Annotated in this window: 17 protein-coding genes; 8 read left to right on the top strand and 9 right to left on the bottom strand. The window is 64.3% G+C overall.

Annotated features, from left to right (window positions below; all coding sequences use genetic code 11):
• Window positions 1–14: 14 nt before the first annotated feature.
• From SOQ14_RS08545 to SOQ14_RS08530, 4 genes are all read left to right on the top strand, one after another.
• Complete coding sequence (locus tag SOQ14_RS08545; protein WP_322897650.1) at window positions 15–794, top strand: PIG-L family deacetylase; 780 nt, start codon at window positions 15–17, stop codon at window positions 792–794.
• A gap of 96 nt (window positions 795–890) precedes the next feature.
• The gene (gyrB, locus tag SOQ14_RS08540) at window positions 891–3,455 is read left to right on the top strand and encodes a DNA topoisomerase (ATP-hydrolyzing) subunit B (RefSeq protein ID WP_322897649.1); all 2,565 of its coding nucleotides are present in this window, start codon (window positions 891–893) and stop codon (window positions 3,453–3,455) included.
• Window positions 3,456–3,470: 15 nt separating this feature from the next.
• Window positions 3,471–4,598, top strand: coding sequence for an AI-2E family transporter (locus SOQ14_RS08535; RefSeq protein WP_322897648.1), 1,128 nt, complete (start codon window positions 3,471–3,473; stop codon window positions 4,596–4,598).
• 6 nt (window positions 4,599–4,604) lie between these two features.
• A complete protein-coding gene (locus tag SOQ14_RS08530) occupies window positions 4,605–5,384 on the top strand; it encodes a M50 family metallopeptidase (protein WP_322897647.1) in 780 nt (259 codons plus the stop codon).
• 14 nt (window positions 5,385–5,398) lie between these two features.
• Here the strand turns inward: SOQ14_RS08530 and SOQ14_RS08525 are convergent, their stop codons facing one another.
• The 6 genes from SOQ14_RS08525 to SOQ14_RS08500 form a co-directional block, all read right to left on the bottom strand.
• A complete protein-coding gene (locus tag SOQ14_RS08525; RefSeq protein ID WP_322897645.1) occupies window positions 5,399–6,037 on the bottom strand; it encodes a hypothetical protein in 639 nt (212 codons plus the stop codon).
• A 102-nt stretch (window positions 6,038–6,139) separates the two neighbouring features.
• Window positions 6,140–6,934 (bottom strand): DUF1295 domain-containing protein, encoded by a 795-nt coding sequence (locus tag SOQ14_RS08520; RefSeq protein WP_322897644.1) that lies wholly within the window; start codon window positions 6,932–6,934, stop codon window positions 6,140–6,142.
• Complete coding sequence (locus tag SOQ14_RS08515; protein ID WP_322897643.1) at window positions 6,927–7,556, bottom strand: 1-acyl-sn-glycerol-3-phosphate acyltransferase; 630 nt, start codon at window positions 7,554–7,556, stop codon at window positions 6,927–6,929. Before SOQ14_RS08515 ends, SOQ14_RS08520 begins: the two co-directional genes overlap by 8 nt.
• 134 nt (window positions 7,557–7,690) lie before the next feature.
• On the bottom strand, window positions 7,691–9,340 hold the full coding sequence (locus tag SOQ14_RS08510; protein ID WP_322897642.1) for a carboxyl transferase domain-containing protein: 1,650 nt from the start codon (window positions 9,338–9,340) through the stop codon (window positions 7,691–7,693).
• Window positions 9,341–9,344: 4 nt separating this feature from the next.
• Window positions 9,345–9,974: an NYN domain-containing protein gene (locus SOQ14_RS08505; RefSeq protein ID WP_322897641.1), complete on the bottom strand. Its 630-nt coding sequence runs from the start codon at window positions 9,972–9,974 to the stop codon at window positions 9,345–9,347.
• Window positions 9,975–10,088: 114 nt separating this feature from the next.
• Window positions 10,089–11,255, bottom strand: a complete 1,167-nt coding sequence (locus SOQ14_RS08500) for an isovaleryl-CoA dehydrogenase (RefSeq protein ID WP_322897640.1) — start codon at window positions 11,253–11,255, stop codon at window positions 10,089–10,091.
• 114 nt (window positions 11,256–11,369) lie between these two features.
• Here SOQ14_RS08500 and SOQ14_RS08495 point away from each other — a divergent pair, with 114 nt between their 5' ends.
• From SOQ14_RS08495 to SOQ14_RS08485, 3 genes are read left to right on the top strand one after another with little or no spacing between them, the layout of a single operon-like run.
• Entirely contained in the window at window positions 11,370–12,176 is an 807-nt protein-coding gene (locus SOQ14_RS08495; RefSeq protein ID WP_322897639.1) for an ATP-binding cassette domain-containing protein, read from the top strand.
• Entirely contained in the window at window positions 12,176–13,750 is a 1,575-nt protein-coding gene (locus SOQ14_RS08490; RefSeq protein ID WP_322897638.1) for an ABC transporter permease/substrate-binding protein, read from the top strand. The genes SOQ14_RS08495 and SOQ14_RS08490 overlap by 1 nt, the downstream gene beginning before the upstream one ends.
• A 2-nt stretch (window positions 13,751–13,752) precedes the next feature.
• Window positions 13,753–14,052 carry a GIY-YIG nuclease family protein gene (locus tag SOQ14_RS08485; RefSeq protein WP_322897637.1) on the top strand — a complete coding sequence of 100 codons (300 nt, stop codon included), beginning with the start codon at window positions 13,753–13,755 and terminating at the stop codon, window positions 14,050–14,052.
• A 10-nt stretch (window positions 14,053–14,062) separates the two neighbouring features.
• Here the strand turns inward: SOQ14_RS08485 and SOQ14_RS08480 are convergent, their stop codons facing one another.
• Genes SOQ14_RS08480 through lgt form a run of 3 tightly spaced genes read right to left on the bottom strand, consistent with a single transcriptional unit; the run spans window position 14,063 to window position 16,703 of the window.
• Window positions 14,063–14,476, bottom strand: coding sequence for a DUF2147 domain-containing protein (locus tag SOQ14_RS08480; RefSeq protein ID WP_322897636.1), 414 nt, complete (start codon window positions 14,474–14,476; stop codon window positions 14,063–14,065).
• Window positions 14,473–15,903: an SAM-dependent methyltransferase gene (locus tag SOQ14_RS08475; RefSeq protein WP_322897635.1), complete on the bottom strand. Its 1,431-nt coding sequence runs from the start codon at window positions 15,901–15,903 to the stop codon at window positions 14,473–14,475. The genes SOQ14_RS08480 and SOQ14_RS08475 overlap by 4 nt, the downstream gene beginning before the upstream one ends.
• A complete protein-coding gene (gene lgt / locus SOQ14_RS08470) occupies window positions 15,807–16,703 on the bottom strand; it encodes a prolipoprotein diacylglyceryl transferase (protein ID WP_322897634.1) in 897 nt (298 codons plus the stop codon). Before lgt ends, SOQ14_RS08475 begins: the two co-directional genes overlap by 97 nt.
• A 194-nt stretch (window positions 16,704–16,897) precedes the next feature.
• Here lgt and SOQ14_RS08465 point away from each other — a divergent pair, with 194 nt between their 5' ends.
• A complete protein-coding gene (locus tag SOQ14_RS08465) occupies window positions 16,898–18,616 on the top strand; it encodes a class I adenylate-forming enzyme family protein (protein ID WP_322897633.1) in 1,719 nt (572 codons plus the stop codon).
• Window positions 18,617–18,618 lie beyond the last annotated feature (2 nt).

Here is an 18,618-nt window from a genome sequence, read left to right as displayed (position 1 = left end):
GCAGGGGGGATGACATGATCGGCACCATAGCAAGAGCCATGGCGGCGGCGGGCGCGCTGCTGGCGGCGGGCGCAGGCGCAGCAGACGAAGCCGCACCGGCACGGGGCCAGCCCTTGAACGTCACGGTCGTGCTGGCGCACCCGGATGATGAATTGCCGATGGCCCCGGCGCTCGCGGCGCTGGCGCGGCAGGGCGCACGGGTGCAAATCGCCTATGCGACTCAAGGCGATGCCGGGCCGGGCGTATCAGACTTGGCACCCGGTGCAGCGCTCGGCGAGGTGCGGCTCAAGGAAGCCTTGTGCGCGGCCGACGCGCTGGGGGCTGCGTCAGTGGCAAGCCTCAATCGCGGCGATGGGACGCTCGGCGTGGGCGTGAACCGGGAAGGCAGTTCTGCGCGAAAGTTGCTCGCCGATCTGACAGAATGGCTGGGCGAGACCGACATGATCCTCACCTGGGGGCCGGATGGCGGCTATGGGCATGGCGATCACCGGATGGTGAGCGCGCTTGTCACCCAGATCGTGCAGGCCCGCCCGGCTGCCGAGCGCCCGAAGTTGCTCTATGTCGGCATCCCCGCAGGCCGCCTGCCGCCAGTGCCCGAAATGGCCACTTGGGCGGTGACCGACCCCGCCTTGCTGACCGAAAGCATCGGCTACACCCCCGCCGATCTCGCCGCCGCCACGGCCGCTGCACAGTGCCATGTCACCCAGTTCGATGCTGCAACGCGCGCCGGGATGATGCCGCTGTTCGATGCGACCATGTGGCAGGGCAAGGTGCATTTTCGTCCCGCCTTGTAGAGCCATCGACGAAGCGCCCGCGTCACCCGTGGAAAAGCGCTGCCAAGGGGCCTCCCGCAGTTGGGTTTCCCGTCGTCAGCGCCTATATGATGGGCCATGGACGATAACACCAATACGCCCCCCGCCAAGCTGCCCAACGCCAATGAATATGGCGCCGATTCGATCAAGGTTCTCAAGGGCCTCGATGCCGTGCGCAAACGGCCCGGCATGTATATCGGCGATACTGATGATGGTAGCGGCCTGCACCACATGGTGTTCGAAGTGTCCGACAACGCGATTGACGAAGCGCTGGCAGGCCATTGCGATCTGGTTCTGATCGAATTGAACCCCGATGGTTCGGTCTCGGTCGAGGATAACGGGCGCGGTATTCCCACCGGCATGCACCCCGAAGAAGGCGTCTCGGCCGCCGAAGTGATCATGACCCAGCTCCACGCGGGCGGGAAGTTCGAAAACACCTCGGATGATAACGCCTACAAGGTCTCGGGCGGTCTCCACGGTGTCGGCGTGTCGGTGGTGAACGCCCTGTCCGAATGGCTCGAACTCACCATCTGGCGCGAGGGCAAGGAGCATTGGATGCGCTTTGCCCATGGCGATGCGGTTGCCCCGCTCAAGGTGGTGGGCGATGCGCCGCGGGTGGATGGCAATGCCGATGCCAATGGTTTCAAGAAGGGCACCCGCGTCACCTTCAAGGCGAGCCACGAGACCTTCAAGAACGTCACCGATTTCGATTTCGACAAGCTCGAACACCGCTACCGCGAACTCGCCTTCCTCAATTCGGGCGTGCGTATCAAGCTGCGCGACAAGCGCCACGAGGACGTGATCGAACATGATCTGTTCTACGAAGGCGGGATTGCCGCTTTCGTCAAATGGCTCGATCGCAACAAGCAGCCGCTGGTTGCCGAACCGATCGCGGTTTCCGCCGAGAAGGACGGGATCGGGATCGATGTCGCGCTCGAATGGAATGATTCCTATTACGAGAACGTCCTCGCCTTCACCAACAACATCCCGCAGCGCGACGGCGGCACGCACCTTTCGGCGTTCCGCACCGCGCTGACCCGCACGCTCAACAACTATGCCGAGCGTTCGGGGATGCTGAAGAAGGAAAAGGTCAGCCTGTCGGGCGAGGATATGCGCGAAGGCCTCACCGCCATCGTCAGCGTCAAGCTGCCCGACCCCAAGTTTTCCAGCCAGACCAAGGACAAGCTGGTCTCGTCCGAAGTGCGCCAGCCGCTTGAAAGCCTGATGGGCGAGAAGATGACCGAGTGGCTCGAAGAAAACCCCAATGATGCCCGCGCGATCATTCAGAAGATCATCGACGCCGCCGCCGCGCGCGAAGCCGCACGCCGCGCCCGCGAAATGAGCCGCAAGGGCGCGATGAGCGTCGCCAGCCTGCCGGGCAAGCTGGCGGACTGTCAGGAACGCGATCCCGCCAAGTCCGAATTGTTCCTCGTCGAGGGTGATTCCGCAGGCGGCTCGGCCAAGCAGGGGCGTGACCGCAAGACGCAGGCGATCTTGCCGCTGAAGGGCAAGATCCTCAACGTCGAACGCGCCCGGTTTGACCGGATCATTTCCTCGAAGGAAGTCGGCACGCTGATCCAGGCGATGGGCACCGGCATCCGCGATGAATTCACGCTCGACAAGCTGCGCTACCACAAGATCGTCATCATGACCGACGCTGACGTGGACGGCGCGCATATCCGCACCCTGCTGCTCACCTTCTTCCATCGCCAGATGCCCGAGATCATCAAGGCCGGGCACCTGTTCATCGCCCAGCCGCCGCTGTTCAAGGTCGCCAAGGGCCGCTCGGAGCAATATCTCAAGGATCAGGCAGCGCTCGATCGCTATCTCGTCGATGCCGGGCTGAATGGCCGCGTGCTCGAAACGCAGGAAGGCCCGCGCTGGGGTGAGGATCTGCGTAGCATCGTGGAAAGCGCGCTGCGGCTCAAGAACCTGCTCGGCTTTGTGCCGCGTCGTTATGATCCGGCGATCATCGAACAGATGGCGCTTGCCGGTGCGCTGGAGCCCGGTCTTGCGGGCGCGGCGCTCAGCGCTGCGCTCGACAAGGCGGCCCACCGTCTCCAGTCGGGCGACACCGAGGCGCAATGGTCAGCCCGCGTGCGCGAGGATGGCGTGGTGCTGTTCGAACGCCTGTGGCGCGGCGTCACCGATGTTCACGAAATCGAGGCGCGCTTCCTCGCCAGCACCGAAGCGCACAAGCTCCACGGCCTCGCCGCTGCACAGGCCGAAGCCTATGCCGCCCCGGTGCGGCTGGTGCGCGGCAGCGATGCCCCCGCCGATGAGCCGGAAGCCGAACCAGTGACGGCCAGTGATCCGCTCGCCGGAGAGGCTGAGGAACCGGCTGCCGCGCCGCTTATCAGCGGCGACGGCGCGATCACCCGGCCGACCCAGCTGCTCGACGCGATCTTCGCCGCCGGGCGCAAGGGGCTTTCGATCCAGCGCTACAAGGGCCTTGGCGAAATGAATGCGGAACAATTGTGGGAGACCACGCTTGATCCGGAAAACCGCGCCCTGTTGCAGGTGAAGGTGGAAGACGCCGATGTGACCGACGAAATCTTCACCCGTCTGATGGGCGATGTGGTCGAGCCGCGCCGCGAATTCATCCAGGACAATGCGCTCAACGTGGCGAACCTTGACGTCTAGGAAGACCCTGAACGCATGAGCGATCATCACCACCACCATCACCGCATCGGCGAGCTGCAACAGACCAGCTTTCTGCTGATCCTTGCCGCGGTCAGCCTGATGATGGTGGTGATCGCCTGGCCCTTTGCCACCCCGCTGCTATGGTCGGCGCTGGCAGCCATCATGTTCCAGCCGCTGTACCGCTGGGTGCTGGCACGGGTCGGTGATCGGCCCAACCGGGCCGCCAGCCTGACCTTGCTGATCATCGTGTGTTCGGTGCTGGTCCCGGCGCTCTATATCGGCACGCTGGTGGTGCAGCAGGCTGTCACGCTGGTTGCGACTTTGCAGGCCAACCCGATTGATCTCGGCGCGCAATACCAGAACCTTTACGAAATGCTGCCCGCCCCCTTGCAGCGGATGATCGATCAGAACGGCTGGGCTGATCTGGCGGCCGCACAGGCGCGCTTGCAGGAATTGCTGACAGAAAGCTCGGGGCTGATCGCGAGTAACGCGGTGTCGATCGGTGGCGGCGCCTTGAGCTTTGTCCTGTCCTTCGTGCTCGGGCTTTACGTGGTGTTCTTCCTGCTGCGCGATGGCGAGCGGATCGGGCAGATCATCCTCCAGACCGCGCCCGTCGAACGCAGCATTGCCGACCGCTTGAGCGGGAAGTTTCTGAGCATCGTGCGCGCCACGATCAAGGGCACCGGCGTGGTCGCGCTGGTGCAGGGCGCCCTGAGCGCGATCACGCTGATGATCGCGGGCGTGCCTTCGGCGCTGCTGTTCGGGGTCATCACCGCGATCTTTGCGCTGGTGCCGGTGATCGGTGCAGGCGCGGTGTGGGTGCCGGCGGGCGTATGGCTGCTGCTTTCGGGCGAATTGTGGCAGGGCCTGTTCGTGCTGTTCGCAGGGTTCTTCATCATTTCCTCGTCGGATAATGTGCTGCGCCCCATTCTCGTTGGACGCGAAACCGGCATCCCCGACTGGATCATTCTCATCACCACCTTGGGCGGGATCAGCCTCGCCGGGTTTTCCGGGATTGTGATCGGCCCGCTGGTGGGCGGCCTGTTTCTCGCCTGCTGGTCGATCCTGCGCGAACAGCGTGAGGAGGAAGAACGCGAAGAGCGTGAAGGCCTCGACCCGCGTCCGCCGCTGGAACAAGGCTGAGCGCGGGTGAGTGCACCCGATTTCTGGCGCGTGCGCCCCGGCAGCCAGACCGAACAGATCGGCCGTCTGCTGCTCGCTGGGCTGGTGGTGGTGTTCCTGCCCTCGCTGCCTTTCGGGGCCTATCTCGTCTATCCCTTTGTGATCCTGACGACCTGGTTTCACGAGATGGGCCATGGCCTCGCCGCGCTCGCCGCGGGGCAGGATTTCCAGCAATTGATGATCTTCGCCAATGGTTCGGGCGTGGCGCAAAGCGCAGTGACGGCCGATGCCGGGACCTGGGTGCGGGTGGCGATCGCCGCCGGGGGGCCGCTCGGGCCGAGCGTGGTGGGCGCGCTGCTGATCCTTGCCAGCGCGCACCAGCGGCTGTGGCGACCGACCTTGTGGCTGATGGCCGGGGCCATTCTCGCCAGCGTCCTGCTCTATGTCCGCTCACCCACGGGCCTGCTCGTGCTACCCTTGGTGGCGGCGGGCCTTTGTCTGGTGGCGTGGCGGGGCCAGCCCGCGCTCGCGCGCTTTACCCTGCAATTCGTCGGCCTGCTTGCCGCGATGAGTTGCCTGCGCGATTTCGACTACCTCTTTACCAGCGCCGCCGTGGTGGGCGGGCAGCAGATCGTTTCGGACACCGGGCAGATTGCCGCGCTGACCGGCTTGCCGCACTGGCTATGGGCCAGCGTGATCCTCGCGCTTTCGGCGCTGATGATCGGCGGCAGTCTCAAGGCCGCGCTGGCGGAACGCCGCCCCAAGCGGCCGGCCAATGTCCTGCAATTCACGCAAAAGCGGCGCTAGGCCTGCCCCGCAGGCTATGATGCGACCTTGAGCGTGTTGGTGCCCGAGGACTGCGCCCCCGCCTCTCCCGACAAGCCAATGAAGATCGTATCGACAATCCGCGCGAGCTTATGCTCGTTGAGCTTGTGGCCGATATAGATCATCGCATCCGGCAGGGTGTAAGTGGAGATCATCTGGTTGATCAGCGACAAGGCCTCATCAATCTCCAGCCCGGCGAAAAACCCTTCGGCCTGCGCCTCGGCGATCAGCTCGCACAGATAGTGATCGGCCAGATCGACATAGGAGCGCACGCGTTCGAAATTGGCCGCGCCCATTTCGCAGATAATGGTGAAATATTCGGGATCGGCGCCATAGCGTGCCCGCGAAATCTCGAAGCGGCGGCGGAAGAATTCATACATCTTGCGCTGCGGCGGCAAGGTTGAGGCCATGACCTCTTCCATCACCTCCATATGCGGCTGAAGCCATAGCTGCGCCACCGCATCGAACAGATCATCGTAATCCGCAAAAAGCTGTTCGAAGCGCGCGCGCGACAGCCCGCTTTCCGCCATCGCGACCGAATAGGGGATCTCGCAGCCGCGTTCCTTGACCAGTTCCAGCACGCGCTGCGCCATGCGCGCGCGCTCGGCTTCGCGGGCCGTTTCGGTCAATGGCATGGTGGATGTTCCTCCTTGGTCCGGAGCAACATAGGCCATTGCAGCCGCTGCTGAAAGAGCAGGCGGTGACTTTTTGTGCGACGCAACAACGCGGTTGGTCGATTAACCCTTCGGCGGGAGCGGGAAAAAGGCCGAGGTGCGCTGCTTGTAGGCGGCGTATTTATCGCCCTTGGTCTTGTCGAGCCCCTTCTCCAGCAAGGCCACGCCCGACCACTTCGTGAGCGTGAAGCTGAGGAACAGCGGCCCGATGATCGTCGCCAGCGCATAGCCCCATCCGGCGCTGGCGCACACCAGCCAGATGCCCCACCACGCGGCGAAATCGCCGAAATAGTTGGGATGGCGGGTATAGCGCCACAAGCCGGTGTCGAGCACCTGACCCTGATTGGCGGGATCAGCCTTGAAGCGGGTAAGCTGCCAATCGCCGACCCATTCGAAGAAGATGCCGATGCTGTAGATCGCGATGCCGACATAGGCGAGCGGCGTGATCGGCGCGGGCGCACTGCTCGCGAGAATGCCGACCTGCGCGGGGCTGCACACGGCGAACAAGAGCACCGCCTGCATCAGCCACACCCGGGTCAGCGCCGCCTGCGCAAAGCGCCCGGCCTCGCGATCTTTCTTGAGGATCAGCTTGTAGCGCTTGTCCTCGCCCTCGTGGCTCCAGCGGCGGAAGAGATAGATGCCAAGGCGGAAGCCCCAGGCCGCCGTCATCACCATCAGCAGCGTCGCCAGTGCACCGGGCGCATCGAGTTGCAGCCAGCTGGTGATGGCAAGCACCCCCATGCCCGCGCCCCAGAAGGCATCGATAAAGGACACGTCATCGATCTTCACGCTGATCGCCCATTGGATCAGCACCAGCGCCAGCAGGATCGCGGCGTTCATGGCGAGGCTCTCAAACATCATTCTTCCCTGCAATAATGGCGCGCGCCTGCGCTTCGAGCACCTTGAAACGTTCGTAATCGGGCAGCTTCGACCGGAACCATTCGGCGATCTTGAGCAAATCCTCACCGTAATTGCCGGTCGGGATCAGCGGCGGACCAAAGGTCACGATCCGGGTGCCGTGATCGGCAAAGGCGGGGACAATCGGCACATCAGCGGCGCGCGCGATATGATAAAAGCCCGACTTCCACTTGCCATCGGTTTTGCGGGTGCCTTCGCATGCGATCACCAGCGCGAGATGATCACGCGCGGCGAATTCGGCGGCGACCTGTTCGGTGGCGTTGGCGCTCTTGCGGCGATCCACCGGGATGCCCCCCATGTCGAGCATGAAGTTCCTCATGATCCCCTGAAACAGCGTGTGCTTGCCCATGAAATTGGGGCGGATGCCCTCTTCATGGGTCGCGCCGGTGAAGAACACGAAATCCCAGTTGGTGGTGTGCGGCGCGCCCGCGATCACATATTTCTTGAGATGGCGCGGCAGCGGATCAATGACTTTCCACCCCTGTGCATACCAGATGGCAAGGATGATCCGCCGCACGATGCGCGACAGCAACGTGGGCTGGCGAGTGATGGTTTGTGGCAATGGGTGATCCTCTCTCGCGCCCGGTTCTGCCCGCAATCGGGGGAGTTACGCAAGGGGGCGTATCGCGGTTTCACCTGCAACCCCGCTGCGAGCCTGACCCGGGGTCCCGGGTGAAGCTCGCTGCGGGGTAGGCATTACATCCGGAACACGCCAAACGCAGGCCGCTCGGCAATCGGCGCTTCGAGGCAGGCAGCAAAAGCAAGCCCCAGCACATCGCGGGTCTGCACCGGGTCGATCACGCCGTCGTCCCACAGGCGCGCGGTGGCGTAGTAGGGATTGCCTTCGTCCTCGTATTTCTGGCGGATCGGCGCCTTGAAGGCCTCGGCCTGCTCGGGTGTCCAGCTGTCGGCATCGCGGTGGACGGTGGCGAGCACCGAGGCCGCCTGTTCCCCGCCCATCACCGAAATGCGGGCGTTGGGCCAGGTGAACAGGAAGCGTGGGCTATAGGCGCGCCCGCACATGCCGTAGTTGCCTGCGCCAAAGCTGCCGCCGATCACCACGGTGACCTTGGGAACCGTCGCGGTGGCGACCGCGGTGACGAGCTTCGCGCCGTGCTTGGCTATGCCTTCCGCCTCGTATTTCCCGCCGACCATGAAGCCGCTGATGTTCTGGAGGAACAGCAGCGGAATGCGCCGCTGGCAGGCCAGCTCGATGAAATGCGCGCCCTTCTGCGCGCTCTCCGAAAACAGCACGCCGTTGTTGGCGAGGATCGCGACCGGCATCCCCCAGATATGGGCAAAGCCGCAGACGAGGGTGCTGCCGTAATGCGCCTTGAACTCGTGAAACTCGCTGCCGTCGACCAGCCGCGCGATCACCTCCTTTACGTCATAGGGCGCGCGCACATCCTCGGGGATGAGGGCGTAGAGGTCCTCGGCGTCGAACTTGGGCGGGCGCGGGTCCCGCAACCCGTTCGTGTCGAGCGTCGTCGAGACACTGCCCAGCCCGCGGTTCTCGACTGCGCTCGAACCGAACGGCGAATTGAGGTGGGAGACGATATCGCGCACGATGGTGAGCGCGTGCTCGTCATTCTCCGCGAGGTGATCGACCACGCCCGATTTCTTGGCGTGGAGGTCACCACCGCCGAGGTCCTCGGCGCTGATTTCCTCGCCCGTCGCGGCCTTCACCAGCGGCGGGCCGGCCAGGAAGATCGTGCCCTGATTGCGCACGATCACCGTCTCGTCGGACATGGCGGGGACGTAGGCGCCGCCCGCGGTGCAGCTCCCCATGACGCAGGCGATCTGCGGAATGCCGAGCGCGCTCATGTTCGCCTGATTGAAGAAGATCCGCCCGAAATGGTCGCGGTCGGGGAACACTTCCGCCTGATGCGGCAGGTTCGCCCCGCCCGAGTCCACCAGATAGATGCACGGCAGGCGGTTCTCCTGCGCGATCTCCTGCGCGCGCAGGTGCTTCTTCACCGTCATCGGGTAGTAGGTGCCGCCCTTCACGGTCGCATCGTTGCACACGATCATGCACTGGCGGCCCGAGACTCGACCCACGCCGGTGATGATCGAGGCGCCGTTGACGTCGCCCTCATACATCCCGTTCGCGGCGAGCTGGCCGATCTCGAGAAAGGGCGAGCCCGGATCGAGCAGCCGCTCCACCCGCTCGCGGGGGAGTAGCTTGCCACGGCTGACGTGCCGCTCGCGATGCTTCTCCGGCCCGCCGAGCGCGGCCTCGGCCACACGGGCGCGGAGTTCCTGGGCAAGGGCGTGGTTGTGTGCGAAACGGGCCTTGGCCTCGGGGCTCTCGCGGTCGAGCTTGGTGGTGAGAGTGGGGGCGGTCATGGTGTCACCATTGGCTTGGCTTTTGAAACGCGCCGTTCGTATCAATCAGCTGTGGGGGAAATTGAGAGGCAGCAAGCGCGCCGCTGTGGAAGGTTCTGATGAAGTTCGCCAAGGGCCTTAGCTTGCCACTTACCCAGGTTGAGCGATGACCGAGGATACCGATCGTTTTGCCGAACCGTTGCCTGACAAGGCGCATTGGTTCTGCCAAGTCGCTGTCGTTGCTGACAATTACGGCGACATCGAACAGATTATCGAATGCGTCCATCAGGAGATGGGTTGCAAGATTAACGTCTGAACCCTTCTCTTCTGTTTTGATCACTCTAACGGATTTGTACTGTCCTGCATGCCACGATGCTGCATCGGGCATGCCCACCTCGTGTGTAAGGAAATGACCAAAGTGAGTTTCGATCTGTGGGACGGTTGCCAACGCTCTGAAATAGGTTTCCTGCCGCTGCGGTTGCGTGGGATCATGGGGACGGGCACTCACACGCGCGGTGAAGTAGCGAACCTTATCGATCCGGTTCTTCGGTAGTTGCTTTACCGCAAGATCGTGTATGTTCAGCCACTTGTATGGGCTGCGCTTCAAACACGCGTAGTAAAGGTTATACCCGTCGATATAGACCCGAGTGCGCATCCATGCCCCTCAAAAAGCAACGGCGGCCACAAGGGCCGCCGTGCGCCTCGGCACCGAAGCACCGAGGGTGATATGTGACGCCATTTAACGTGACACGTTAAAAAATCAAGTGCCTTACCCCGCCGCCCCGATCAGCTCGCGCCCGATCAGCATCCGGCGGATTTCGTTCGTGCCCGCGCCGATGTCGAGCAGCTTGGCATCGCGCATGTAGCGCTCCACCGGCCAGTCGGTGGTGTAGCCCGCGCCGCCGAGCGCCTGCACACTTTCGGCGGCGACCTTGAAGGCGTTTTCCGACGCGAGCAAAATCACTCCCGCCGCGTCGAAGCGCGTCGTCTGCCCGGCGTCGCAGGCCTTCGCCACCGCATAGGTGTAGGCGCGGGCCGATTGCAGCGCGACATACATATCGGCGACCTTGGCCTGCATCAGCTGGAAGCTGCCGATGGGCTTTCCGAACTGCTTCCTCTCGCGCAGGTAGGGGATCACCGTGTCGAGGCAGGCCTGCATGATGCCGAGCTGCAACCCGGCGAGCACCACGCGCTCGTAATCGAGCCCACTCATCAGCACGCCCACCCCGCCATTGACCGGGCCCATCACGCGATCTTCGGGGATGAAGCAGTCGTTGAACACCAGCTCAGCGGTGGGCGAGCCCTTCATGCCGACCTTGCTGATCTTCTGGCCAATCGCGAAGCCTTCATCGCCCTTCTCGACGATGAAGGCCGTGATCCCGCGCGATCCGGCGCTGCCGTCGGTCTTGGCATAGACCACCAGCGTATCGGCCTCGGGCGCGTTGGTGATCCAGAACTTGGTGCCGTTGAGGATATAGCCACCCTGCACTTCGTCAGCCTTGAGCTTCATCGAGACCACATCCGACCCGGCCCCGGCCTCGGACATGGCGAGGCTTCCGACATGCTCGCCCGAGATCAGCTTGGGGAGATACTTCGCGCGCTGCTCGTCATTCCCCCAGCGGCGGATCTGGTTGAGGCACAGGTTCGAATGCGCGCCGTAGGAAAGCCCGACGCTGGCGCTGGCGCGCGAGACTTCTTCGACCGCGATCACGTGTTCGAGATAGCCAAGCCCCAGCCCGCCCCACTCTTCCTCGACGGTGATGCCGTGCAGCCCCAGCGCGCCCATCGGCTCCCACAGCTCGCGCGGGAAACGGTCCTCACGGTCGGTGCGCTCGGCCAGCGGCGCGATCTGCTCATCAGCAAAGCGCGCCGTGCTGTCGCGGATCATCAGAGCCGCTTCGCCAAGCTGGAAATCGAAATCGGGGGTCGCGCGCATGATAATTCTTCCGCAGTGAAATGATCGTTCTGAGGCCCCGCATAGCAAGCGCTCGCGCAAAGGCCAATCGGGGAGAGTGGCGCGCAAACAAGAACCTCGCTAGGGACGGCTGCGATGGATCTCCCCGCGCCCTTGCTCCGTTTCGACAGCGTGATCTGCCGCTTTGGCGAGGTCACGGCGGTGGGCGCATCGGGAGCCGGCGTTTCCTGCGCGATCGCGGCAGGCAGTTTTGTCGCGCTGGTCGGTGCGTCGGGCTCGGGCAAATCGACACTGCTCAAGACGGTGAACACGCTGGTCAGCCCCAGCGAGGGCCGCGTGCTGTTCGGCGGCGAGGATGTGGCGGGCCTCCCGCCTGCGCGGCTGCGCCGCCGGGTCGGCTATGTGTTCCAATCGATCGGGCTGTTTCCCCATTTCTCGGTCGCGGAAAACATCGCGATCGGCCCGCGCCTCACCGGCGACAAGCTGCCGCCAGCCCGCATCGCCGAATTGCTGGCGCTGGTCGAACTGGATCCCGCGCTCGCAAGCCGGATGCCCGATGAACTCTCGGGCGGGCAGCGCCAGCGGGTCGGCGTGGCCCGCGCCCTGGCGGGCGAGCCGGAACTGCTGATCATGGACGAACCCTTCGGCGCGCTCGATCCGGTGACGCGCGCCGCGCTCGGCAACACCGTGCGCGAATTGCACACCCGCCTTGGCCTCACCACGGTGATGGTGACGCATGACATGGCCGAAGCGCTGCTGCTGGCTGATCGCGTGCTGGTGATGGACAAGGGCGCGCTGGTCGCTGATGCGACCCCGCAGGCGCTGCTCGCAGGGGCCGGCGGTGCGGTGGCGCAGCGGCTGGTCGCGGTGCCGCGCGAACAGGCCGAACGCCTCGCCGCGATGGAGAGCCTGGGCGAAGGCTCAGGGGAAGCGCGCGGCTGATGGGCGATATCTGGGACATCCTCCCCGGCCTTGGGGACAAGCTCGCCGCGCATGTGGTGCTGTCCGCCAGCGCGATCGGCCTTGCGATGCTGATCGCCCTGCCGCTGGCGGTGTGGGCAAGCCGCTCTGCCATCGTCTCGCGCCTCGCGCTCAGCCTTGCGAGCCTCGTGCAGACCATCCCCGCGCTCGCCTTGCTGGCGCTGTTCTTCCCGCTGCTGCTCTCGCTCCGGGCGGTGTTCGGCCCCGGCCTGCCGACCTTGGGCTTCCTGCCTGCGCTGATGGCGCTGACGCTCTATGCGCTGCTCCCGATCCTGCGCAATGCGGTGACCGCACAGGCCAATCTCGATCCCGGCGTGCTTGAAGCCGCTGATGGCGTCGGAATGACCCGCTGGCAGAAGCTGGTGCTGGTCGAAGCGCCGCTGTCGGCCCCCTTCATCATGGCCGGCATCCGCACCGCAAGCGTGTGGACCATCGGCGCGGCGACGCTCGCCACCACCATCGGCCAGCCGAGCCTTGGCGATCCGATCTTTGCCGGGCTGCAAACCCAGAACTGGGCGCTGGTGCTGGCGGGGTGTCTTGTCAGTGCGGGGCTGGCGTTGGTGGCCGACTGGCTGTTGTGGTGGATCGAACGCGGCATCGACGAACGCAAGCGCTGGAAATGGGCGGCGGCGCTGCTGGCGGTGGTTGCGGGCGTAGCCGCCGCGCTCGCATCACAATCGGGCAGCGATGAACGGCGCATCGTGATCGCCTCCAAGCAGTTTTCCGAACAATATATCCTTGCGCAATTGATCGGGGCGCGGCTCGAGGCGGCAGGTTACGCGGTCGAATATCGCGACGGGCTGGGCAGCGCGGTGGTGCATTCGGCGGTCGCGGCATCGAGCATCGACATCTCGGTTGATTACACCGGCACGATCTGGACGAATTATCTGAACCGCACCGACAATCCCGGACGCGAGGCGATGTACGAGACGATCCGCGACTGGGAGCTGCGCGAGAACAAGGTCAGGGTGCTGGGCCGCCTCGGGTTCGAGAATGCCTATGCCTTTGCCATGCGGCAGGATCGTGCGGCCGAATTGGGCGTCACCAGCCTTGCCGATCTCGCCGCGGTCGCGCCGCGCCTGACGGTAGGGGGCGATCCCGAATTCTTCGAGCGGCCCGAATGGATCAACGTCCGCGACGCCTATGGCCTGCGCTTTGCCCGCAGCCGCAATTTCGCGCCGACCTTCATGTATAACGCCCTCGCCTCGGGCGAGGCGGACGTGATCAGTGCCTATACCTCGGACGGGCGGATCGCGGCGGACAAGCTGGTGGTGCTTGCCGATCCCGAAGGCGCACTGCCAAGCTATGATGCGATGCTGATGCTCTCGCCGCGCATCGCGCAGAACAAGGGTGTGATCGCTGCGCTCGAACCGCTGATCGGGGCGATCAGTGTCGAAGCCATGCGCGAGGCGAACCTCGCGGTTGATCGCGAGGATGCAGGCAAGCGCACGCCGAAACAGGCGGCGGCGGAATTGGGGAAGGCCATTTCCCGTCGTCCCGGACTTGATCCGGGACCGGTCACGATCAGGCGCTGACGATGCGCGGCGGCTGGGTCTATATCCTGACCAACAAGCCGCGCGGGGTGCTGTATATGGGAGTGACCGCCGATATGGTTCGGCGCATCTGGCAGCATCGCAATGGTCTTGGCTCGGCTTTCGTGCGCAAATATGGGCTCGACAGGCTCGTGCGGGTTGAACCTTTCCCGACCATCGAAGAAGCCATCGCCCGCGAAAAGCAGCTCAAGAACTGGCGCCGGCAATGGAAGATCGAACTGGTCGAGAGCGATAATCCGGCGTGGGAGCATATGGAACCCGATCCCGGATCAAGTCCGGGATGACGGGTTCGGCTCAACCCGCCTTCCTCCACTCCTGCGTGCGACACAGCACCCCGAAGCACCCTTTCACTTCGAGCACGCCCGGCCCCTTGCGGCGCACTTCGGAGGTGTAGGTGCGCCCGCTCTTGGGATCGTAGATCTCGCCGCGCCACACATCACCATCGGCTGTCAGCGAAGACAGGATGGTCAGGCCGAGGAGCCGCCGCTGGCGCTTGGCCGGATCGGCATTGTTGATATCGCGCTGATCCTTGCCGCCTTTGGGCAGCACCAGAAACTTGTCGAGCCGGCCGCACAGCGCGTTGCCGCACTTGGCAATCGCGACCACCGCATCCTTTTCCTGCGTGATCCAGCGACCACTTATCGTGTCTGCGGCGCTCGCCGGAACCGCACCCAGCACCAACACCGCCATCAGCCATCGTCGCATCATGCAAACCCCACACCCATTGGCCAGCGCCGTCCGGCAAGCCCCAGCACCTTGAACAACACACCCATCTGATCATCGCGCACCAGCCTGTCCCGCTGGCGACGCAGCGTGGCAGCCTCCGCCGGATGGCGCCGGAGCAAGGCTTCGAGCCGGGTGTCGATCCCGAGCTGGAGCAGCCATTCGCCCTGCGTCTGAAGCCCCATCACATCGGCCCCGTGCCGCACCGCCACCTGCTGCATCAGTTCGAAATCGACATGGGCGGTGAGATCGGCCTCGCCCGGATGCGCCAGCGGATCGACCTTCTTGTGCGCCCGCAAGGCCTGCAAGGTCGATCCGGCGCTGAGCTCGCGCCCGCCATAATCAATGATCAGCGCGGCGCCCCCCTGATCGCGCAGCCGCATCGCCAGTTCGGAAACCACCGCGACACTCGCGCCGCTGGTCTCGATCAAAGTGCCCTGCGGCGCCCGGCGCCAGCTTGGCGGGGCGAGGTGATCGGCCGGCGTGTCGCCAAGCACGAACACCAGATTATCGCCATCAAGGCCGATCAGCCGTTCGCGCCAGCCTTCGGCGGCGCGCACCAATTGCTGGATCGGCAGGGCATCGAGGAATTCATTGGCGACGATCAGCAGCGGGGCATCATCCGGCAAGGTCGCCAGATCATGGTGATGATGGCACCCCGGAAAGGCCGCGGATTGCAGCGCGCGCAAGGTCGGCGAGGTCTCGACGAAATGCACCTGCGGCGCAAAGCCATAGCGGCTCGCCGCGCCCAGCGCATCTTTCGCGAGCGTGCCGCGACCGGGCCCAAGCTCGACATAGTGGATATGCTTGCGGCTGCCCATGCGCACCCACAGATCGGCGAGCCAGAGGCCGACGAGTTCCCCGAACATCTGGCTGATTTCGGGCGCGGTGATGAAATCGCCCTCGGCCCCGAGCGGATCGCGGGTGGTATAATAGCGCGCGTTGCTCTCGGCCATGAAGTGCGCAAGGCTGATCGGGCCGGTCTCGCGGATGAGCCGGCGGAAGGTAGCACCGAGATCGACCGGCGGCACAGGATCAGGCCGAGCCACTGCGAGCGGTTCGGGTGCAGGCGGTTCGGCGGGTGCGAGATTTGGCTGCGGCTCGGGCTCGGGTTCGGGCTGAGGCTCATGCTCCTCGCGGTGGTCCGGTTCCGGAGTCACGACCGCCACAGGTTCCGGCTCTGCGACAGCCGAAGTGGTTGGCGCGGGCGGTGTGACAGCCGCAACGACGGGCGCAGGCGCATCGACAGGTGGCACGGCTGGCCCGGCATCATCGATCAGCACCAGCCCTCGGGGACGCCATTCGCCCCCGTCGCTTACGCCGTCCTGATGCTGGCGCTGCCCAGCATCGGGCGTCGCATCGCGGAGGCGACGACAATCAATCCAGCCAAGATCAAGGGTATTGTCAGCCATTGGCCCATCGATAGCCCGGTTCGTGCCGCAAAGTCAGCCAGCTGTGCATCCGGCTCACGAAAAAATTCATTAATGAAGCGGGCCAGACCGATACCGACTGTGAAGACACCCACCAGCAAGCCGGGGCGATAGCGCGCCCGGGTTTTCCAGAACAGCAGCATCATCACAATCAGCAGCAACAGGCCTTCGAGCCCGGCCTGATAAAGCTGGCTCGGGTGGCGCGGCTGCAAATCAGCGCCGGGGAACACCATTGCCCACGGCACATCGCTTGCGCGGCCCCACAGCTCGCCATTGATGAAATTGGCGAGCCGCCCGAGAAACATGCCCATCGGCACAGTCACCGAAACATAGTCAGCCACCCGCAGGAAGTTGAGCTTGCCGCGCCACGACACCCACGCCATCGCCGCAGCCACGCCCATCAACCCGCCGTGGAACGCCATCCCGCCATCCCACAGCCGCAGCAGCTTCCACGACACCAGCCCTTCGCCCGAAAAGTCGGTGAAGGCGCTGGGAATGCCGGTCTCGCCGCCGGTGTAGAAGGCGGCATAGCCCAGCCTGCCGCCAATGATCACGCCCAGCGTGCAATAGAAGAACAGATCATCGGCATGGACCTGCGCCATCGGCGCACCCGGCTGGCGGAGCATCACCGAGACCTGCCAATAGGCAAAGATCACGCCGATCAGATAGGCCAGCGAATAGTAGCGCAGGGTGAAAAACCCCAGCTCGATCCCCGGCTTCAGCCCCAGATCGGTCCACTGGATCGGATCAGCCGCAGCGGTTGCAGCAAGTAGTGACAGCACGGGGCGAACCTCTTAATGGTGACAGGCATGCCGTATCGATAAGCCGCTTGGGCTTCAGCGCTCGCTCTCTTGGCACAGCGCAAAGCCGGGGGGAAGGGGCTGGGGCAGTCGATGGGCCTTGGGATTGGGGAGAGGCGTGCGCCTGCGTGGGCGCGCCGCTCCTTGGGACAGACAATGAGAGAGGAGAATACCGCATGCCCACTCCGCTGGACATGGCGCTTGAAGCGATCATCACCGAAATTACCAAGCCGGGCATGCCCTTTGCCACGGTGCCGTTTGAACGCGGTGGTGTGGCGATGCCCGCTTTTGCTGCCGCGCCCCCGTCGCTGGCGCATTACTTCGCGCATTTCTGCAACGAACATAAGGATGTGCCCTTTCTCGTCGATGGCGATATCCGGCTGACCTTCGGCGAAACCTACGCTGCGGCGGTCTGCGTGGCGGAAAGCCTCGTCAAGGATCACGGCGTGCAGAAGGGCGACCGCATCGGCCTTGCCGCGCGCAATTCTGCCAACTGGATGATCGCCTACATGGGCATCGCCATGGCAGGCGGCTGCGCGACGCTGCTCAACGGCTTCTGGTCGGGCGATGAACTTGCCTACGGGATTGATCTGGCCGAATGCACCATCGTGCTGGCCGATGCAGGCCGCGCCGCGCGGCTTGAAGGCCATGCGCACAAGGCCAAGCTGGTGCTGTTCGATCATGGCAATGCGCCGTCCGAAGGCCTTGCCAATGTCTGGCGCGCACCGGGCGCGGAAGGCCCGGTGGCGCTCGCGCTGCTCGCGCAAATCGGCCCGGATGATCTCGCCACGATCCTCTTCACCTCGGGTTCGACCGGCAAGTCGAAGGGCGCGTATTCCGATCACCGCGGCGTGGTGCATGGCATCATGAGCTATGTCAGCCAGTCGGCAATGGCCAAGATCCTGCTCGAAAAGCAGGGCGAAGACTTGTCGGCCCAGCCCTGCGCGCTGGTGGCCGTACCGCTTTTTCACGTGACGGGCGAAGTGCCGCTGTTCCTGCAAAGCTTCGCGATTGCGCGCAAGCTGGTGCTGATGCCCAAATGGGACGCCACCCATGCGCTCCAGCTGATGGAAAGCGAGAAAGTCACCTATTTCGTCGGCGTGCCGCTGATGAGCTACGAGATCGCGAGCCATCCCGATCTCGCCAAGTATGACCTTTCGGCCTGCAAGAGCTTTGCCGCAGGCGGCGCACCGCGCCCGGTCGAACATGTCGGCAAGATCAAGCAGGCCTTCCCCGGCGGTTTCCCGCTGCTCGGCTATGGCCTCACCGAAACCAACGCGGTCGGCTGCGGCAATTTCAACGAGAACTATCTCGCCAAGCCCGGTTCGACCGGCAAGGCCAGCCAGCCGATGGTTGACCTGCGCATTCTCGATGATGCGGGTAACGAGCTGCAACAGGGCCAGGTCGGTGAGGTCTGTATCCGTTCGGTCGCCAATTTCCGCGGCTACTGGAAAAACGAGGAAGCGACCAAGGCGGCCTTCACCGCCACCCAGTTCTTCCGCACCGGCGATCTCGGCTATCTTGATGAAGACGGCTACCTCTTCATCGTTGACCGCAAGAAGGACATCATCATCCGCGGCGGCGAGAACATCTCCTGCATCGAGGTGGAAGACGCGATCTACGCGCATGACGACATCGCCGAATGCTCGGTGTTCGGCCTGCCCGATGAACGCTTTGGCGAATTGCCGGCTGCGGTGTTCAATCTCAAGGAAGGCCGCCCGCCGCTGAGCAAGGCGGCGCTGCGCGAATTCCTTTTGTCGCGGATCGCGCCGTTCAAGGTGCCGACCGAAGACCATATCTGGATCGCCAGCGAAAGCCTGCCGCGGCTTGGCACCCAGAAGATCGACAAGCGCACGGTGCGCCAGATGTTTGCTGGCGAACTGGTCGCTGCGTAATC

Origin of the sequence: Erythrobacter epiphyticus, from assembly GCF_034653295.1 — a bacterium.
Taxonomy (GTDB): Bacteria; Pseudomonadota; Alphaproteobacteria; order Sphingomonadales; family Sphingomonadaceae; genus Erythrobacter.
This window is presented reverse-complemented; position numbering and strand designations above follow the sequence as displayed.